At 48.0% G+C, this 18,198-nt stretch carries 18 protein-coding genes; 12 read left to right on the top strand and 6 right to left on the bottom strand.

What is annotated here, in order from left to right:
* Positions 1 to 4: 4 nt before the first annotated feature.
* Entirely contained in the window at positions 5 to 727 is a 723-nt protein-coding gene (locus tag MKX98_RS27970) for a hypothetical protein (protein ID WP_339219671.1), read from the bottom strand.
* A gap of 216 nt (positions 728 to 943) precedes the next feature.
* Between MKX98_RS27970 and MKX98_RS27965 the strand changes: the two genes are divergently transcribed.
* Positions 944 to 1,108: a sporulation protein Cse60 gene (locus tag MKX98_RS27965; protein WP_194544434.1), complete on the top strand. Its 165-nt coding sequence runs from the start codon at positions 944 to 946 to the stop codon at positions 1,106 to 1,108.
* Positions 1,109 to 1,182: 74 nt separating this feature from the next.
* Here MKX98_RS27965 and MKX98_RS27960 read toward each other — a convergent pair whose 3' ends face one another.
* Positions 1,183 to 2,343, bottom strand: coding sequence for a hypothetical protein (locus tag MKX98_RS27960; RefSeq protein ID WP_339219669.1), 1,161 nt, complete (start codon positions 2,341 to 2,343; stop codon positions 1,183 to 1,185).
* A gap of 487 nt (positions 2,344 to 2,830) precedes the next feature.
* On the opposite strand from MKX98_RS27960, the gene MKX98_RS27955 reads away from it, so the two are divergent.
* Together MKX98_RS27955 and MKX98_RS27950 are read left to right on the top strand one after the other, a co-directional pair.
* Positions 2,831 to 3,643, top strand: a complete 813-nt coding sequence (locus tag MKX98_RS27955) for an undecaprenyl-diphosphate phosphatase (protein ID WP_339219667.1) — start codon at positions 2,831 to 2,833, stop codon at positions 3,641 to 3,643.
* 136 nt (positions 3,644 to 3,779) lie between these two features.
* On the top strand, positions 3,780 to 4,415 hold the full coding sequence (locus tag MKX98_RS27950) for a pyridoxamine 5'-phosphate oxidase family protein (RefSeq protein ID WP_194544945.1): 636 nt from the start codon (positions 3,780 to 3,782) through the stop codon (positions 4,413 to 4,415).
* A gap of 203 nt (positions 4,416 to 4,618) precedes the next feature.
* Here MKX98_RS27950 and MKX98_RS27945 read toward each other — a convergent pair whose 3' ends face one another.
* On the bottom strand, positions 4,619 to 4,792 hold the full coding sequence (locus MKX98_RS27945; protein ID WP_339219665.1) for a hypothetical protein: 174 nt from the start codon (positions 4,790 to 4,792) through the stop codon (positions 4,619 to 4,621).
* A gap of 492 nt (positions 4,793 to 5,284) precedes the next feature.
* Here MKX98_RS27945 and MKX98_RS27940 point away from each other — a divergent pair, with 492 nt between their 5' ends.
* From MKX98_RS27940 to MKX98_RS27930, 3 genes are all read left to right on the top strand, one after another.
* Complete coding sequence (locus tag MKX98_RS27940) at positions 5,285 to 6,262, top strand: LacI family DNA-binding transcriptional regulator (protein ID WP_194544427.1); 978 nt, start codon at positions 5,285 to 5,287, stop codon at positions 6,260 to 6,262.
* Between the two features lie 151 nt (positions 6,263 to 6,413).
* Entirely contained in the window at positions 6,414 to 7,340 is a 927-nt protein-coding gene (locus MKX98_RS27935) for a prenyltransferase (RefSeq protein WP_260067912.1), read from the top strand.
* A 17-nt stretch (positions 7,341 to 7,357) separates the two neighbouring features.
* On the top strand, positions 7,358 to 8,089 hold the full coding sequence (locus MKX98_RS27930; protein WP_127593381.1) for a DUF6081 family protein: 732 nt from the start codon (positions 7,358 to 7,360) through the stop codon (positions 8,087 to 8,089).
* Between the two features lie 500 nt (positions 8,090 to 8,589).
* Here MKX98_RS27930 and MKX98_RS27925 read toward each other — a convergent pair whose 3' ends face one another.
* From MKX98_RS27925 to MKX98_RS27915, 3 genes are read right to left on the bottom strand one after another with little or no spacing between them, the layout of a single operon-like run.
* A complete protein-coding gene (locus tag MKX98_RS27925; RefSeq protein WP_220683977.1) occupies positions 8,590 to 9,510 on the bottom strand; it encodes a glycine betaine ABC transporter substrate-binding protein in 921 nt (306 codons plus the stop codon).
* Between the two features lies 1 nt (position 9,511).
* Positions 9,512 to 10,345, bottom strand: coding sequence for a proline/glycine betaine ABC transporter permease (locus tag MKX98_RS27920; protein WP_113058970.1), 834 nt, complete (start codon positions 10,343 to 10,345; stop codon positions 9,512 to 9,514).
* A complete protein-coding gene (locus tag MKX98_RS27915; protein ID WP_339219660.1) occupies positions 10,338 to 11,540 on the bottom strand; it encodes a glycine betaine/L-proline ABC transporter ATP-binding protein in 1,203 nt (400 codons plus the stop codon). Before MKX98_RS27915 ends, MKX98_RS27920 begins: the two co-directional genes overlap by 8 nt.
* Positions 11,541 to 11,912: 372 nt before the next feature.
* Here MKX98_RS27915 and MKX98_RS27910 point away from each other — a divergent pair, with 372 nt between their 5' ends.
* From MKX98_RS27910 to MKX98_RS27885, 6 genes are all read left to right on the top strand, one after another.
* A complete protein-coding gene (locus MKX98_RS27910; protein WP_220683978.1) occupies positions 11,913 to 12,482 on the top strand; it encodes a GbsR/MarR family transcriptional regulator in 570 nt (189 codons plus the stop codon).
* Between the two features lie 170 nt (positions 12,483 to 12,652).
* Entirely contained in the window at positions 12,653 to 13,981 is a 1,329-nt protein-coding gene (locus MKX98_RS27905) for an alpha/beta hydrolase-fold protein (RefSeq protein WP_339219658.1), read from the top strand.
* Between the two features lie 42 nt (positions 13,982 to 14,023).
* Positions 14,024 to 14,584 (top strand): GNAT family N-acetyltransferase, encoded by a 561-nt coding sequence (locus MKX98_RS27900; RefSeq protein ID WP_194544421.1) that lies wholly within the window; start codon positions 14,024 to 14,026, stop codon positions 14,582 to 14,584.
* 166 nt (positions 14,585 to 14,750) lie between these two features.
* Entirely contained in the window at positions 14,751 to 15,248 is a 498-nt protein-coding gene (locus MKX98_RS27895) for a winged helix-turn-helix domain-containing protein (protein ID WP_113058975.1), read from the top strand.
* A 64-nt stretch (positions 15,249 to 15,312) separates the two neighbouring features.
* Entirely contained in the window at positions 15,313 to 16,641 is a 1,329-nt protein-coding gene (locus MKX98_RS27890) for an MFS transporter (RefSeq protein WP_339219654.1), read from the top strand.
* Positions 16,642 to 16,902: 261 nt separating this feature from the next.
* Positions 16,903 to 18,015 (top strand): DUF4367 domain-containing protein, encoded by a 1,113-nt coding sequence (locus MKX98_RS27885; RefSeq protein ID WP_339219653.1) that lies wholly within the window; start codon positions 16,903 to 16,905, stop codon positions 18,013 to 18,015.
* Positions 18,016 to 18,198: the final 183 nt, after the last annotated feature.

Below are 18,198 nucleotides of genomic sequence, written 5' to 3'. Positions count from 1 at the left end.
TAAGTCAATTTGTTGGTAAACATTGCGTCTCAGACAACTTCAAATCATTTTCTAAATTGACCGAGCCGCTGTCTCTCGGGTCGGTTATTGTTTTGCGAGCGATGAGATTTCCTTCTTCATTAAAGCCCTCGATATCAAAAGGTGTGGAAATGGCCGATGGCAAAAACACGAACCAGATCATTTTTTCATTTCCTACGGTCGCCAGTTTAGCTTGATATGTACCATTCTTCTGACTCTTGACAGTTACATTCTTGATGGAAGGATTCAGAATATCTCCAAAAACCATGGGAAAGGGGGTGGAGATATGATCTAGTTTAGGCATGCTCATATAGTTTAATGATGATTTTGATTGTAGAGATTCACTGATCCCGAATCCCCCGCCCCAAACCCACTTCCATCCCATCCATGTTTTTCGCACATACTCTACCTGAAGATTGCTGCTATCCGATTGATTATATCGTCTCATAAATAAAAGGATGCCCCCTTTAACAGGTTCTCGGTGAATGACTTCCATCGACGATGGACCTCTAAACCGTTCAACCGCTTTATCCGGGGTTTTCCCGAGTGGGATATGAAGGGTAACTTTTTGCCCCAGCGCGCGGGACATACGCCGATCCGATAATCCTCCAGGTCGTTCCATCATATAAATTATGGCGCAGAAGAGAATGGTAGAAAGTAACATCAGTAAGGCAGTAATCCCAATGATTCGTTTGTGTTTGACTCGCATAATCCTGTTCCACCACCAAAAATGTTTTTATCATAATTCCTCTAAAATCGAACAACGACTCCACCAATATACCATAATTTAAGTGTTGATAAGCCGTGTATGAGAAACCAGACGTTAAAATGGCCAGTGTATCTTAGAGGGATGAAACGCCCGGTTTACTCAATTCCAGCAGGGAAAACTCACTTTATGTCGAAGTTTGATGTGGGGGGTGCTTACATGCTAAAAACGTTGAAAGTCGAGCTCTTTAGCGATTCCAATCTGGACGATTTGCAAGAACAGGTTAATGAGTTCCTGCATAATATCCATCCTGATGATGTCAAGGATGTTAAGCTTTCGTCTGCCGACGGAACGTACGATATTTTGGTCATTTATAAAGAATAAAGAAAAGCACCGCTAAAGGTGCTTTTCTTTATGTCCAGGTATCACCGTATAATAGAGCATCTATAAGAAACAAACTATTCCGTTTTCTCAATCGTGGACACACCGATAAGAACGGAATTCGTGGTTCCTCCACCTACATTTTCAAATGAATAAAATGTTGCCGGCACTCCTCGCATCGTGACGTAATCGTCTTGCAGAATATCGCCGGTAGTGTGGGCGTAAAAACCGATAATGGAGTTATCGTTATCATCTACGATGTGTATTTCGGCAAGAGTAATGCCCTCGTCAAATTCCTCTTCAACGATATCAACAACGTATCCACTTACCTCGATCATCTGATCTAAATAGGGACTCAGATTTTTGTTGAGGTGACGAGACGTGATATTGGGATCGACTTCTGCCTTCGCTCTCTTTTGAGCTTCGGGTGTAAGCGCTGGAAATAACTCATAATGCTCAACAAAATAGTTATAGGTGAGCTCGTCTAGAGCTGCGTCTTCAATTTCAATAGGGATCACATAAGCCATGATTTCAGCGAAAAGGTTTTCTTCCGTTAATCCTTCGACATTACTGCCATCGTTAGCGTTCGAGTCTTCCACCTGATTACTAACTTTAACGGTTTCGAACGAGTCCATTATGTTTTGGACACTCGCTTTTCCTCCATTATCGTAGGCTGTCTTGGAATAGGAAATGGAAAGCGTATAAAGCTCATTGCCGTTTGGGACAAAATATTGAGTCAGTATGACCTGGGCGTTGGACTCTCCATGAGTGTATTCCGATTCCAGGATTCCCGCCGCCTTTTCGGGAACGTCGATGTAGTTCAGTTTTTTGAAATTTTGTATTAATGGTCCCCCATCTCCATTGGTTAAACCTTGTACGGCAACATTAGCTGCTTCCTCGGGAGTAGCAGACGATTCCTCAATAACGACATTTAAATTATCAACAAAAGCTCCTTGGGGATTGGGGTTTACGAATGCCGCGACGACTTGAGGGACGTTAAGCTCTGCATCCTTCCATGTCGAAGGGTAGGAAAAGGAGAAATTCTCTCCCTTAAATGTTTGAGTTTTGTCAGGTTCTTCATTCGTCTCCGTATTTTCAGAGGCCGTGTTTGTTGCCGCTTCATTTTCGGATGGTGAAGGGGCGGATGAAGTTTCGGTTGCGTCTTTCCCTGAACTGCATGCAGTTAGCATGACCAATAACAACATGATGAACAGGGTGGATTTTGCCAGGCTTTTCATTTCTTCTTCTCTTTTCTTGAAGTCCCTATCGGCTAGGGGATTTGCTTGCACGGAAATTTTCCGCCGCTTGTTGTTAGCCTGTTAAAACAGGAATATTATAGAATAGTCTATCAGAACTAGGTATATATTTCTATATTTAATGCGAAAATGTACGGATATTGTAGAATAATAGAAATTAATGGGAAAATAGAACTATTACCTGTGAACAGTAGCCTTTCCCATATCTCACCATAGTGATCACTGGTGTACTTACAACTTTTTATGTCCCCCTAATGAAGCTTTAAGGTTTCATTAAGCTGCAGATCATATGATGGAATCACCTCTTAACAATAGATTAGGAGCCCCTCTAATTCCGTGGTTAGAGGGGCTTCTCTTGTTTACATACCTTTTTGACCCGCTCGTGGTTTGATTGTTGCTATTTTTTTGGGATATGATAGACTAGTATTTTTTTAAGCCATACAAATGTTGTAAAGAGAGTAGGAGAGTTATGGAAGATTTCATCATGTGGTTGAAGTACTTGCTGCTGGGTATTGTGCAGGGGGTTACGGAGCCGATTCCGGTATCCTCCAGCGGTCATTTGATTGTCGCCCAGAGACTCATGGGCATGGAGCAGAATGGGCTGTCATTCGAAATGCTAACCAATGCGGCCTCGTTGATTGCGATTGCGTTTATCTATCGCAAGGATTTGCAGAGACTGATCGTGAACGGCCTAAATTATTTACGCACACGAAAACCGGAGTATAAATCCGACTTCTTGTTCATTCTGTATATTGTTGTAGGTACGATTCCGGCTGTCATTATTGGTCTGTTGTTCAAAGATCAGATCGAAGAAATATTTGCTTCTGTACATACGGTTGGTATTGCGCTGCTGTTCACGGGGGTCGCCCTTTGGCTGATAAGGAATCTTCGCGGCCGCAAGCTGGACAATGACCTGTCATTCAAGGACGCGCTTATCGTAGGTTTGGCCCAGGCGGTTGCGCTGATCCCGGGTATTAGCCGATCCGGCTCAACCGTCATTACGTCGATCGCTGTAGGGATGAAGCAGGAGACAGCGCTTCGGTATTCCTTCATGCTCTATATCCCTATAAGTCTCGGCGGTATGGTGCTGGGTGTATCGGATATCACATCGGATCCCGACTTTTCTTCGCTGCTAATTCCTTATCTGATCGCGTTCATTGCTACACTGATCTGTACCTATGTTGCGATGAAATGGCTCATGAATATCATGGCGCGCGGAAACCTGAAATATTTCGCCTATTATTGCTTTGTCGTCGGTGTTTTGCTGCTTGTCTTCTTATAAGAATGGAGTATGGCTTCCCACAGGTTCTTGGAACTTGCGGGGGGCTTCTTTTCATATGATGGGAGAGGACAAGAGTCAGAATCTGATTGGATATAAGAAGAAGGTTTGAGGGGTAACTAAAAGGAGGGTGATTATGATGACAACAGTTCCATTTCAGTCCATCATTACAGCGGAGGAGGAGCTTCGGGACCTGTTCGGCGAGTCTAATCACGTGGTCAAACATAAAGCGATTGATCGATTGGATCATCACTGCAAAGACTTCATTGCCAAGAGTCCGCTGCTATTTATGGCTACTTCGGACGCATCCGGTTACTGCGATGCTTCGCCCAGGGGAGATGCACCGGGGTTTGTGCATGTGATGGATGAATCCTGTTTGGTTATTCCGGAACGGCCGGGAAATCGACGCTTTGATTCGCTGCGAAATATCCTGACCAACCCGAGGGTCGGCATCGTGTTTGTCATACCGGGTTTGAAGGAGACCCTGCGTGTTAACGGCAGTGCCGTCTTGGTAAGGGATGAAGAAATCCTGGATCGGCTTAGCGTGCAAGGCAAACGGCCATGGCTTGGCATTGGGGTCTCGGTTGAGGAATGCTATATGCACTGTGCAAAAGCCTTCATACGCTCGCAAGCATGGAATCCCGATTCCTGGATATCAGGCGAACAGCTGCCGAATCCGTCCAAGATCATTACGGATCATGTGAATCAAGATAGTGTGACGGAGGAGTCGGTTATTCGGGGATTACAGGATAGTTACAACAAGCGTCTCTATTGATATTCATTTATAATAGGGTTAGCGACGAACGAGTAAGAAAAAGAATGATCGGAATCATAAGGAAAGAAAAAAGGCTCCCATGAAGGGAGTCTTTTTCATGTACAGTGGCTAGAGAAGCGTTGATCGGGTCTAAATTCGTATATGGGTCTGATAACGACGGGTAGCAACCTCTCTAGCATCCGGCGGCTTATCCGCTGGTTCGCTTAATCATCATCCTTGTTCTTGCTCTTGGATGCAGCTATAGCAAAGGCAATGATGATAAGCGGAATGAAGATGAACCAGGGGATCGTAATCGTCGTCCCCAATAGAATGGCAAGCAGCAACAATCCAACCATACCCATTATAATGTACAGGCAGCCTCTGCCGAACGTCTCCATCTTCCATCAGCTCCTTTTGACAAGGATAACGTAATGGACAAGATCCAAGTTTCACGTATCATGCTAAAAAGGCAGAAGCCTTGCTCTTGCCATCACGCCCTTGCCGGTCACGCTGACAATGAATGAAGGTTTCCACCCAACCTCAGTGTAAAGTATGAAAAGCATACCAGATCAAGACTTCTTTTTATCGTTGTTCATCTTTTGCATTCATCTTATAGCCCTTCAGTGCGCTGAGATTAGCCCTGGAATTTCCAAGGGGTGGTTTCTGATCGCCAGGCTAGCCATATAGCTCCCAGTGTCTTGAACAGTTTTGACATGCCGATACCTCCATAGGGGTGATATTGTGTAATCGTATTAAAAAAAAGCAATGCGTGGGTATTGTGTGCACTCGAACGTATCCGCTCTTTACTCCCGGAATGCCTCCCTTTGAATAGGGAAAGCAAACATGATAGTATCAGGAAGGAACCGGTGGATGAGGGGGCTTGATGGATTGTGGCTAACATTAAAGAGATTGCCAAGCTGGCAGGCGTATCGGTCTCAACGGTATCCCGGGTGCTGAACAACCATCCCTATGTCAGGGAAGATAAGCGGACACGCGTGTTGGAGACCATGAAACAGTTGAAATACGCCCGGAATATGAACGCGGTTCATCTGATTACAGGGAAAACGATGAATATTGCTATCATGCTGCCGTTTATTAATCATGCCTACTTCTCCTTGCTGATGGAGGGAGCCGGCCAAGAAGCGCTTGCCGCTAGCTATCGCCTAATCCTGTGCCAAACCGGGTATGCGCCGGACAAGGAAGTGGAAGTGCTGGAGATGCTGCGAAACCGCGAGATTGACGGCATTATTATTTTATCATCGGCCGTAACTCCGAAACAGATCGAGGCCTATTGTGCTTATGGACCGATTGTATGCTGTCAGGATGCGGGTGAACGATTATTTTCTTCTATATATATAAACCATGCTGAGGCATTTCGCAGTGCCATGCAATTTTTGATAAAGCGGGGGCATCGACGCATCGGCTTCACGGTGGGAAGACTGGACAGTCCGAGCACGAGAGCACGCCAAGTGGCATATAAAGAAGTCCTTAAAGAGATCGGGGAGCCTTACCGCCAAGAATGGATTTTGGATGGCTGTATCGATCTGGAAGACGGTGCGGCAATCATGGATCGGCTGTCCGCTATGGAGGAACGTCCAAGTAGTTTATTGGTAACGGGTGACCATGTGGCCGCGGGTTTGATCTATGAAGCTGAGAAGAGAGGACTGTCCATTCCGCAAGAGCTCGCTGTCATTGGCTTCGATAACCAACCGATCGGAAAAATGCTGGGTCTCACCACGATTGATAACCGACTCTTTGATATGGGTTCGGAGGCCTTCAAAATGCTGTATGCGCATATTCAAGGGGAGCGGAAAGAGCCGATTCGCAAGGAGCTTGCTTTCGAACTGATCGAACGTTCATCGGTATAATGGCTGCGTAGCCAAGTTCTAACAAACGGATTACAAAGTTCGACAATTATGATATTCTTATTTATGCAAGTTCCATGTTTCACAACGTTAACGTCTGCAGCTGCCTGCAGGCGTTCTATTCTGTATTATAGAAGGAAAGGAGCATAACCACGTGGATGCCCTTGAACAGTTTAAAAAAGCTTCCCGAATCAAAGTGATTCCCGTTATGCTGATTCCGGTTGCTTTAGGAGCACTCGGGGCTTATGTATGGACGGGTGAATTTCATATCGGCCTCTTTTTATTGACCTTGATCGGGAGCGGCGCTGCCCATCTGTTCTCCAATATGGTGAATGATTTGTGGGACTATAAGAACGGAACGGATACGGAAGCGCAGGAGCATGTAGATGCGATCTCCACGAATTCCGGTTTTCTTACGAAGGGCGTCTGGTCGCTCCGTAAATTCGAGATCGTTACCTGGACGCTGTTCGGGATTGCGGCGCTGAGCGGCATTATCCTCAGTTTGATCAGCGGTTGGTGGGCCTTCATCTTTGGCGGACTTGGCGGGCTGATCGCTTATTTCTATGTCGCACCACCGATTCAATTCGGTTACCGCGGCAAGGGTTTCAGCGAGATTGCGATTTTGCTATCCTTTGGTATTTTACCGGTGATGGGCGCATACTACGTTCAAACCTCACATATGGATGTTCGGGCGCTGCTGCTGTCACTGCCCATTGGGCTGCTGACAACGCTGATTTTGTTTAATCATCACTTTTTGCATTGGCAGGCGGATCGTCAGGCCGGGAAGAAGACCCTGGTAGTGGTATGGGGTGAAAAAAGAGCGCTGAGCTTCTCGAGAGTTCTGCTGCTGCTGGCCTGCTTGTCTTTGATAGCCTGCGTATTGGCCGGGGCGCTCCCGCCGTACGCATTGATTGCACTGCTTACGATGATTCCGTTGTATCTTGTCTATGGAAGACTGAAGGACAACAACCGTTCCGAAGCGTATTTACCGCTGATGGGTGCGTCAACGATGACCACCATGCGCTGCGGCGGCGTGCTGATCCTGTCATTGATCATTCAAGGAATCATTCAGACTTTGTAAGGAAGAAGGGGAATTAGATGGAACAACAACGCGTTTTTGGTGATTTTCACTCTATCCTATCCGAGACCGGGACTTGGAAGATCGGCGGTTTTCCGCTGCCGGACGGTTCATTCTGGGAATATCGCGAGCCGAATGCAGTCGTGATCGTCCGCAACGGAATCCTGTACGTGCGGGCACCGCTCAGCCGCCAGAATGATCAAATCCAAATTCTCGATAATGCCAAGCATATGTATTATTCCAACGAAGAGGTGGAGGTGCCGGAATCCGGTGAAGTCACGTTCGAGCTGCAAATTCGGGCACGCACCCAGGGTACGGTTCCCGGCGACTTGTACGACGGCTACGTATCGTTGAATCTGCTTGATTTCAGCACGGGTGCAGCCCTGGACTTTTTTGCTTCGAACGACAAGTATGCCAGCGTGTATGCCGTCCTGCCGTTCCCGGGCGTGCAGGTGCCGGAATCGGACAAGACCCGTTACTTCTGCATTTTCAAAGAGGAAGATACGCATTTTACACCGCGGGAATTCAACACGTACAAAATTACGTATAACCGTGCCGAGGACGAAGCGATCTTCTACGTGAACGGCGAAGAGATCCGCCGGGAGAAAAACATCCCGATCAAGTTTAATAAGTTCACCATCGCTTTGGGCATCATGACCGAAAAAGACCTTACGCCACAGGGCAGCGTATCCGTGCATGGGCAAACCGTCATTGCCGAATACTCTCCCGTGACGGTAACGATTAAAGAGTAGTGTTTATATGGTACAAAAAAGATCATGCCCATCTGTGGGCATGATCTTTTTTGTGAGCGAGGGACAAGCTGAAGCAGTGCAATGTCGAGGCCGTACGGGGAAAGCTGCAAGCCCCCGACAGGGCAAGGAAGTTAGCCTGGCAAGCCTGTGAGTCCTAAGAGGAGTCACAGCTTGCCCGGCAAGAATCAGGCAGCTGACCGTTTAGCAGTGGTCAGCTTAGCCCCTCCCGCGCCCAGCCCCCAAAAAAGCCATCCCAGACGATAGGGATGGCTCTCTTTTGGTGGGTGGAAAGATTGGAGGCCGTACTTAGGAACAGAGGATGTATGCGTGGAGGAGACCTGGCGTTCGCCTTTGAAACCGGGAAAATACCGCAAGAATATCATCCCGTTTTCCTGGTTTCAACAGCGACCGGAACGGATACATCCTCCCAGAACAGGCCGACTAATCTTGACCACCAAAAAAAGAAAGCCATCCCACAAACCATGGGATGGCTTTCATCGTTACTTCAAATCCTCAATAGAATTGGCTTCCACATAAGACGGAACCACCAGGCCGGTTTTTACGCCTTCCATGTTAGCGCCAAGGTCTTCGACTTGGTCCTTGAACTTATCCCAGTAGTCTGCATGCGTCAACGGAAGCCATGCTGCTACGGTTGCATCCACGTCGCCGTTGGCAACGCCGGTCCACATTGGGCCTGCTTCGACTTGAAGCGCCTCAACTTTGTATCCGAGCTTGTCTTCCATGATCACTTTCAGCAGATTGGTGCTGGCGATCTCGGAATCCCAAGCGACATAACTGAATTTGAAGGTTTTGCCGTCAACGGGTTGAACGCCTTCGAGCCAGGCGTCGACTTTCTCCGCATTGTTGTCTGCCCATTCCTTCGCGGCAGCTTCAGGGTCTTGGCCTTCTTGAATCGCCGTCATAATCTGACCCATATCGTCGGACGTCCATTTGAAATTGCTTAGGAACTTGTAAGCGTCCGGATGATCTTCTTTCAGTCCAAGACGGACAACGGTGTGAATCTCTTCCGCTTCACCGAATACTTTCTTCGGATCTTCCAGATACTTCAGGTCATACTTGGAGAACATCCAGTGCGGAGTCCAACCGGTAATAATGATCGGATCCTCATTCTTAATGGCTTTGTTAAGGGTTGCCGTCATGGCAGCTCCGGAGCCTTCGACCAGTTTCCAGTCGGTCAATCCATATTCCTCAATAGCCGCTGCGGTCGCCTTCATAATGCCTGCACCTGGATCAATACCGATGATTTCATGTTTCACTTGTTCACCGAGGGAAGCAGTTGAACCGCCTTCAGCCCCTTTGTCCGTCGTTCCATCCGTTCCGCCATTTCCGCCCTGTCCGCAAGCAGACAGAACCAGAATAGCAGCCAAGCTGAGCAGCAACCAAAACTTCTGTTTCTTCAAATTAAGCACCCCTTTTTTTCGTTTTAAATATATTTTGTGTAAAGCGGTCAAGGACAATCGCCAAAATGACGACAGCCAAGCCAGCTTCAAAACCTTTACCAATTTGCAGCTGCGTTACGGCCCGGTAGACCTCGGCACCGATACCTTGGGCACCGATCATCGAAGCGATGACGACCATCGACAAGGACAGCATGATGGTCTGGTTAATGCCGGCCATCAAGGTTGGCATGGCCAGCGGAAGCTGAACCTTGAACAATTTTTGTCCGGAAGTCGAACCGAATGCATCTGCAGCCTCCGTCAGTTCACCTGATACTTGCATAATGCCAAGACGGGTCAAGCGAATCGTTGGCGGTATGGCGAAAATAACCGAAGCGATAACCCCGGGAACCACGCCCAAGCTGAAGAATGTAACGGCAGGGAGCAAGTACACAAATGCCGGCATAGTTTGCATAAAATCAAGAACCGGTATGATCACGCGGGATGCCGACTTGCTGTAGGCCGCCCATATACCCAGCGGAACACCCAGTATAACGGAGATTAAGGCTGCTGTGATAACCAGGCTGAGCGTGCTCATGGTCTGTGACCAGTAACCCAAGTTATCGATGAGCAGAAAACCGATGGCTGTGAACAAAGTCAACGGCAGACGGCCTAATAGGTAGGCAATGACGGCCAGGATGACAATGAACAGATACGGATGAGGCAGCATGAACAAATCCGTAAACAGCTGCACGATGTTTTCGATGATGAAGGAGATGGCGTCAAAGAATCCGGAGAAGACGTCTCCCATCCATTCGACCAAGGAATCAACCCAGCTTGCGAGAGGGATCTTAGGCATCTTGCGTCACCTCCTCGCTTTTGCTTTCTCCGGCCAGGGCACCAAGTACAGCACCGCGGACGATAACGCCCATCAATCGGCCATTCTCATCCACAACGGCCAACGGTACTTTAGCCATGCTCGTAATTTCAAACAATTCATTTAGCAATGTATCGGGTCCAACACTCGGGCCATCCGTGATGAGTATATCCGCAAGCTTAAGGTTATTTTTCATGGCATTCGAAGCATCTTCGGCCGTAATGACGCCAAGCAGCTTCTTGGAACGGTCGATGACGAACAGGTTCGAGATCCCCCGTTCACGCATAAGCTCCAGCGCAACGCGAGGTCCACGATCCATCGTAATGGTCTCCGGACGGCGCATAACGCGTGAAGCGGTAAGCACCTTGGACAGATCCACATCTTCCACGAACCGCTCAACGTAATCGTTGGCAGGCTGGGTCAAGATTTCTTCCGGCGTTCCGATCTGTACGATCGAACCGTCCTTCATCAAGGCAATGCGGTCGCCGATTCGAAGAGCTTCGTCCAGGTCATGCGTGATGAACACGATGGTTTTTTTCATTTTATCCTGGAGCTCGATCAACTCGTCCTGCATGTCTCTGCGAATGAGCGGATCCAGTGCGCTGAAGGCCTCATCCATTAGCAGAATCTCGGGATCATTAGCGAGTGCGCGGGCTAGCCCGACACGCTGCTGCATACCGCCGCTAAGCTGATCGGGCATCTTTTCCTCCCAGCCCTTCAAGCCTACAAGCTCAAGCGATTTCATGGCTGCTTCGTGCCGCTTGCTTTTGTGTACCTTTTGAATTTCCAATCCGTACTCCACATTCTCTACAACCGAACGATGAGGGAACAAGGCGAATTTCTGGAACACCATGCTGATTTTTTTGCGTCGTACTTCACGCAGCTGTTCCTTGTTCATTTTTCGGAGATCTTTGCCGTGGATCAATATTTCGCCCGATGTTGGTTCAATCAACCGATTTAGCAAACGGACCAATGTAGATTTACCGCTGCCTGACAGCCCCATGATGACAAAAATCTCGCCTTCGTGAATATCGAAGCTGACACGGTTAACGCCAACCGTTATGTTCTTCTCTTTCGCAATTCGCGCTTTACTCCAGCCTTGCTCCAGCAATTGAATCCCTTGTTCCGGATTCGCGCCGAACAACTTGCTGACTTTGTTAACTTGCAGAATAGCCAAAAGTACTCCTCCTTTTATTGTATAGAGACGCGTCCATTTGACCGAGTCTTCTTATTCCTGTCGTCTCGTAAACCCATGTCACCCATTGTAACAACCGATACGTAAAGTATCAAACGTTATATCCGTACATAAAGAACGTACAGTAAAAACTGTACAAAGTTATCCTTTGAAATGCTCCCATATGCTCCAATATCCTCTAGAGCGATCTTCTTTACTTTTAAAATAGCTTTCCCTACAATAGATCAGAGAATGTGTGTGGATCGGGGCTTGTTTAGATTTCATGGAGAACGTTCACACTACACTTCGAGTCCACCTAGTTTTGTTATATTGACATGACTTCTTGGATGGCTACAGAAAGAGGAGGCTGCAAGCATGGGCTTGTACCATTTAGATGATGAACGGCAGGCAGCCGTGCATAAGATTCGTAAGCGTGTCATTGAAAATATTGGACGGAATATGGATTTGTACGGCATTCCACTCTCAACGGGACATTTATACGGATTGCTTTATTTTGCGGATAAACCGATGAACCTCGATGAAATGGGACAGGAAATGAAGATGAGCAAGACCAGCATGAGTACAGGCGTGCGGACGCTGCTCGATTATAAAATGGTAAACAAGGTGTGGGAGAAGGGTTCCCGCAAGGATTTGTATGAAGTGGAGTATGACTGGTACCAGAGCTTTGTGGATTTCTTTGATATTAAGTGGAGAAAATCGGTGGAGAGCAACATTCTGGTTCTGCGCAAAGCGCTCGACGAAACGGAGAAGCTCCGTATAGCACATGAAGATGATGAAGAACTGACAGCGGTGCTGCAAGAGGATCAGGCGAAGATGCGTGAGGCCGTTGCTTATTATAAATGGCTGGAACGATTGATTGATACTTTTGTGGATGGCGAGATCTTTAATTATGTGCCGAAAGAGCCGCCAGAAGGCAAATCCTGATATTGAAAATGGGGAATTTACCCAGTATAATGTGAAGTAAGGCAATGCTTACCTAAGAGGTACAACCTGATTTTATCGGGTTGTGCCTCTTTTTTGTTATCTGGCATCGCCTGGAGTGAATTATCGGGAAACAAGCGTATGTGGTGCAAAAATAGTCAGGAGGGGTTAGAATGGTCAGTATGTCCTCAAGAATGGTAGAAATTGCAGATTTTCCATCGGTTAACTTAGGCAATACCCGAAGTTTGTATGTATATCTTCCACCCAGTTATCATGAGAATACGGATAAGCATTATGCCGTACTCTATATGCATGACGGGCAGCATGTATTTTCAGCGGATGAGAGAGGCGGTTCCTGGGATATGCACGTCACCGCGGATCGGCTGGTTTCCGAGGGACGAATGCAGGAGATTATGATCGTTGGCATCGCAACGGTTCCTCATCAAAGACTGAATGAATACTTCCATGACAATCCAAGGATGCATGAGGTGTTTGATCCCCCGTTTGCCGGCGAACGCTACGAATTATTTATTATTGAAGAAGTTATACCCTATATCAATCAGAACTTTCGCACGTTGAGGGGCCCTCAGCACACGGCCATGATGGGTTCGTCTGCGGGCGGGATCGTTACCTACAATATCGGCTTTAGAAGACCGGACGTGTTCGGAAGTATAGCGGTCATGTCTCCTTATGTCGTCAAAGCTCATTTTGATGCTCAGGGAGAGCTTAAGGAACATCCCTTTTATGAAAGATACGGGACGCATCCCAATCTTAAGATATGGCTTGATATGGGCGGCGCGGAAGGGGTCTTCATGGAAAAATACGCACGGGAGGAAGCAGAACGTTTGATCCAAGACGGGTTTGTGCCTGGGGAAGATCTCATGCTGTTCCTTGATCCGGGAGCGGCTCACAGCCAAAGCGACTGGGCAGGCAGAGCGCAAGCGCCGCTGCTGTATTTTTTCGGCGACATTGGAGAACCAGCCTCGATAAAGCTGCATGGAGATGGCGTCGTAGGGGTGAACGGACCCGTCAAGCAACTGAACCCGGTCATTACATACGACAGCGGATTTGTGCAATCGTTGATGAACGGAACCTACCATGTCGAGGAGCCGGAATTGCTCACGCTGCTGCCGGACGGAACGATGAAGCCTCGAACATCCGGCAGTACCCGGGTTACGCTGCAGATGGGAAGCTTGAGCGCAGATAAAGAGATTACGATCGTGGAACAACTGCCTGAGCTTGTGAAAATCACGATTCAGGTGAAGGTACCGCCTTCCACACCGGCTTCCTCCACGATCTATGCCGGATTTGAGATTCCGTACTGCGGAGATGGCATATATAGAGGAAGTGCAATGGTACCTCATGGCTTGTCTTTTACGTTCAAGGTATCAAGAGGGTTTGGACTGCACGAGAAGATCGGGGATCCTGAAGTTAAACGGCGTTCTTTTACAGCATCGTCTGAGATGGAGCTGTTTTATGAGGTTGAGGACTGGGATACTTGAAATATGAAAATGCATTGAATTGTAATCGGAGGATGAATAGGCATGAGCATCAGATCAGCTAGACCACAGGATGCAGCTGCAGCGGTAAGGCTGCTGTATGACGCACTGCACGATGTGGCGCATCAATTAACAGGGGAAGACAGTGAAGAGAAAGTGCTTGAAGTGCTGGAGCAATATTTCCGGGCAGACGAGGGCAGGCTCAGTTACCGTCAGGCTGCCGTGAAAGAGATCGACGGCGAGGTAGCGGGCATTATCGTTGCTTACGGCGGGGATCAAGCGGCCGAATTGGATCGTCCGATTCTGGATCGTTTGCGGAAGCTTAAGAATGACCCTTCCGCAGCGCTGGACAAAGAGGCAGACGAGGATGAGTATTATATCGATACGTTATCCGTTTCTCCGCGGTTTGGAGGAAAGGGAATCGGTTCGGCGCTCATCGATCATGCAGAGAACCGGGCAAAGGAGCTTACGTATCGTAAAATTGCTCTCGCTGTGGTAACGGACAATCATCGCGCCCATTCTTTGTACGACAGAAGAGGATATAAAACGGATAAGGAAATCATGATTAACGGGCATGTTTATTATCATATGGTCAAACCCGTATAAGGAAAAAATAAATAATTTATAAGCCGCCTATTTACAAATGGTAATAGGTGGTTTATTATTGTGTCATACCGATCTAAAAAATTAGAATGATAAATTAAAATGGAATGAACGAAAATAACCGTATAATTTACGTAATTAGAATGAATTTAGAATGGAGTGTTGAGCTATGGAACAAGATCAAAATCAAAGCATCGAAATATCGGTGGAACAAGCAAAGCTGCTCGGGAGCGCCCAGCGGGTAAAAATTCTCGGAACCATACTGGATACGGCCAAAACCTCAAAGCAAGTAGCGGATGAATTGGGAGATTCGCCGGGGAGCATCCACTATCATATTCAGAAGTTATATGACGGCGGGCTGATAGATTTGGTGGAGACCCGGACGGTCGGCGGCATCGTAGAAAAATATTATAAATCCAAAGCGAAGTGGTTTAACACCAAGGGAACGCAAACGATGGACCCGGTTCTTGCCGAAGATTACGCAGCGGCGACCCGTACAAGAATCAGCTTGAGGCTGCAGTTGGACGCAGACCAATATGAAGAGATGACAACGGAATTCAAGGAGCTGCTTGAAAAATGGGTGAACAAAACCCTCACGACCAAAGGGAAAGACAGTAAGGAGTATGCCGTCGGGATCAACGTGGTTTCGACGGAAACGTCCGATTAGGAAGGGGCTTCCAGAGCCTCTTCTCTCCAAAACTACTAAACTTTAAATCAAGGAGTGTTCCTCTATGGAAATATTAAAAAATCGCAATTTCCTGCTGTTGTTCGTTGGCCGAATTCTTACGAATATCGGCGACAGCCTGTACGCGGTAGCGGCCATGTGGCTGGTGTACGATCTCGGAGGCTCGACGCTGTATACGGGGCTTGCCGGCTTCCTCTCGATTCTGCCCCGAATCATTCAACTGCTATCCGGTCCGATGATTGACCGCGTTCCTATACGGGGGCTTCTGGTGTACACCCAGTTATTTCAGGCGCTTCTTCTGTTGATCGTTCCGCTTGCATTTTATTTCGACTTTCTGACGGTCGGCGTTGTACTGGCGATTACACCGATTCTGTCCACGCTGAATATGTGGGTATATCCGGCCCAAATGTCGGCCCTTCCCAAAATTCTCGATAAGAAGCAGCTGACGCAAGGCAACTCGCTGTTCTCCTTAGCCTATCAAGGCATCGATGTCGCTTGCAACGCAATATCCGGCGTGTTGATTATTGTGCTGGGCGCAGTATCCCTTTACTTGTGGAATTCCATTGGCTTCTTCATCGGAGCGCTGTTATTCTCGCAATTGAAAATCAAGAAATCCATCAAAACTTCGGATAACAACGATAATAAAACATCAATGAACAATACCTTAACTTCAAAACCTAAGGTTAATGCCCTTAAAAATTATTGGGTGGACATGAAGGAAGGTCTTCGCTACATTCTGGCAACCCCGCTCGCACGGGTACAAATGGGGATGATTGTCATCAATGCTGCGGGCGGCGCTACCTTTACGGTTATGCCAGCGTTTGCCGACAGCCTCGGCGGAGCCGGCGTCTACGGTATATTGCTCATGGCCCAGGCTTTCGGAAGTTTGCTGGGGGCGATCCTGGCTCCATATTTGAAGCTGGAGCGCCTGCCCCTTGGTTATATTTTTGCCGGAGCGTTCTGTTTATCGGGCGCTGCCTGGTGTCTCAGCGTATTCACCCCTTGGACTTGGCTTGTCGTTCTGGTGTACGGTCTGGCATGGTTTCCCGGAGGGATTACGAACGTTATCATCAATTCGGTCATTCAGAAGGCAATACCCGAGAAAAGATTGGGTACGGTGTTCGCGGCAGCTAGCGGACTCAGCGGAATTGCCATGCCGCTTGGCAGCCTAATCGGAGGCGCCCTTGGCGTGGTTGCGGCAAGTTACTCCATTATCGCGGGATGCGGAATCGCCGTGCTCAGCGTGGGGATCTTCTGGGTCTTTGACTCGACTACCCGTAGTCTTCCGTCACCTGACAATGTAGATGAGGAATGGTTCGCGCCTTATACGAATACGGCTGCTGAGAAGTCCGTTTCTATGCACACAGCCCCTTAGAGTTGGCTAAGGTCGATCAGCTTCTATACTTACAGAGTCCTATAAGAAGAGGGTTTGTACTGATTATTTTCATATATCGAGCCGAGGATGAATCAGCGATCGACGGATTCAATCTCGGCTCTTTTTTCGTTTAAGCGAAGTGTAAATGCCTGCCGAGTCCGGAACGCAGCGGTGCTTGTCAGGCTAGTCTGCATAATGTGACCAAGTCCCTCATAGACATGTATCAATCAAGTCAAAACAAGTGTTGAAGGGGATGATGACATGCGCCGGATTTCATGGGTGCTGCTCGCGGTAGTATTATGCTTAACAACAATACTGGCGGGATGCGGGAAGAAGAATGCAGACAGCGTTGTAAAGGATCTGGGCAAGGTGGCTGATAAGCTGGAAAGTGCCAAGGGCGCTTACCAGGGAGCGGGCGTTATGACCATACATACCGGTTCGGCGCCGCAGGAGTATCAGGTTGAGGTATGGTACCAGTCTCCATCTTATTACCGGATCAGCTTAACCAATGGGCAAAAGGATATTACGCAAATCGTGCTTCGCAACGATGACGGCGTGTTCGTTCTGACGCCGAGCTTAAACAAGAGCTTCCGCTTCAAGAGCGACTGGCCGGATAATCAGGGACAGGTATATCTGTACCAAACGCTGCTCAGCAGCATTCTGAGCGACAACACCCGTCAGTTTGCCGAGGATAAGGATAGTTACGTGTTTGATGTGGCCGCCAATTACCACAGCCATTCCTTGATTCGTCAGAAGATTTGGCTCGCCAAGGACAACTACACGCCGAAACAGGTACAAGTGTCGGATTCCGAAGCGAATGTGGTTGTTGAGGTGAAATTCAACACCTTTACCTTTGATACGAACCTGACCAAGGATTCATTTGATACGAACAAGAATCTAAGTGCCATGAACGATGCGAAGGGGACCATGGCGGAAGTGGACGAGAACGGGGTACCGGTGGCTTCCAGTACGGAAGGTAACGGCACTCAGGGAACCGAAGGTTTGACGGAAGCGGCTTCGGGTCGCGATATGGGATCCTTTGGCATCATCTATCCGGAATATGTGCCTGCAGGGGTCACGAACAAAGACACGATGGAAGTTCCGGAGAGCAAGGATCATGCGGTTATTCTGAAGTATGACGGTGTGTATCAATACACGATTATGGAATCCAGACCGGTGGATCGTGCGGTTTCCCTCGTACCGGGCGAGGCCGTGAATATCGATTTCACAACGGTTGGCCTGCTCACCGGCGATCAGCAAAGAACGCTGACCTGGAATTCGGAAGGCGTGGAATACCGAATTACGAGCGCCAACCTGCCTGTTGAAGAAATGAAGAAAGTCGCTGCTTCCATGCAGGGAGAATCGGGTAAATAATACGAAGTAGGCGGATACCGAGCATTGAAGGAGGGCAAAATTCCGACAATGAGGCCATTCGCCTATTTTCCAAATAAAGGAACTCCATCCGTGGGCTCATCACTATTTCTTGCATAGATTCCGATGTTTCACCAAGTTTCGCACCCGGGGGGAACCACGAGCCTCATAAATAAGCAATTTGCC

The sequence above is a fragment of the Paenibacillus sp. FSL W7-1332 genome (genome assembly GCF_037969785.1).
Classification (GTDB): domain Bacteria; phylum Bacillota; class Bacilli; order Paenibacillales; family Paenibacillaceae; genus Paenibacillus_AQ.
The sequence above is the reverse complement of the archived record's forward strand: the minus strand, read 5'-3'. Positions and strand labels throughout refer to the sequence as shown.

Excerpts from the sequence above, each read along its gene's own strand:
- MKX98_RS27965 (WP_194544434.1), top strand. The coding sequence starts at position 944 with ATGCTAAAAACGTTGAAAGTCGAGCTCTTTAGCGATTCCAATCTGGAC.
- MKX98_RS27885 (WP_339219653.1), top strand. The coding sequence starts at position 16,903 with ATGCGCCGGATTTCATGGGTGCTGCTCGCGGTAGTATTATGCTTAACA.
- MKX98_RS27930 (WP_127593381.1), top strand. The coding sequence starts at position 7,358 with ATGGAACAACAACGCGTTTTTGGTGATTTTCACTCTATCCTATCCGAG.
- MKX98_RS27905 (WP_339219658.1), top strand. The coding sequence starts at position 12,653 with ATGGTCAGTATGTCCTCAAGAATGGTAGAAATTGCAGATTTTCCATCG.
- MKX98_RS27955 (WP_339219667.1), top strand. The coding sequence starts at position 2,831 with ATGGAAGATTTCATCATGTGGTTGAAGTACTTGCTGCTGGGTATTGTG.
- MKX98_RS27920 (WP_113058970.1), bottom strand. The coding sequence starts at position 10,345 with ATGCCTAAGATCCCTCTCGCAAGCTGGGTTGATTCCTTGGTCGAATGG.
- MKX98_RS27910 (WP_220683978.1), top strand. The coding sequence starts at position 11,913 with ATGGGCTTGTACCATTTAGATGATGAACGGCAGGCAGCCGTGCATAAG.
- MKX98_RS27895 (WP_113058975.1), top strand. The coding sequence starts at position 14,751 with ATGGAACAAGATCAAAATCAAAGCATCGAAATATCGGTGGAACAAGCA.
- MKX98_RS27950 (WP_194544945.1), top strand. The coding sequence starts at position 3,780 with ATGACAACAGTTCCATTTCAGTCCATCATTACAGCGGAGGAGGAGCTT.
- MKX98_RS27900 (WP_194544421.1), top strand. The coding sequence starts at position 14,024 with ATGAGCATCAGATCAGCTAGACCACAGGATGCAGCTGCAGCGGTAAGG.
- MKX98_RS27970 (WP_339219671.1), bottom strand. The coding sequence starts at position 727 with ATGCGAGTCAAACACAAACGAATCATTGGGATTACTGCCTTACTGATG.
- MKX98_RS27890 (WP_339219654.1), top strand. The coding sequence starts at position 15,313 with ATGGAAATATTAAAAAATCGCAATTTCCTGCTGTTGTTCGTTGGCCGA.
- MKX98_RS27960 (WP_339219669.1), bottom strand. The coding sequence starts at position 2,343 with ATGAAAAGCCTGGCAAAATCCACCCTGTTCATCATGTTGTTATTGGTC.
- MKX98_RS27945 (WP_339219665.1), bottom strand. The coding sequence starts at position 4,792 with ATGGAGACGTTCGGCAGAGGCTGCCTGTACATTATAATGGGTATGGTT.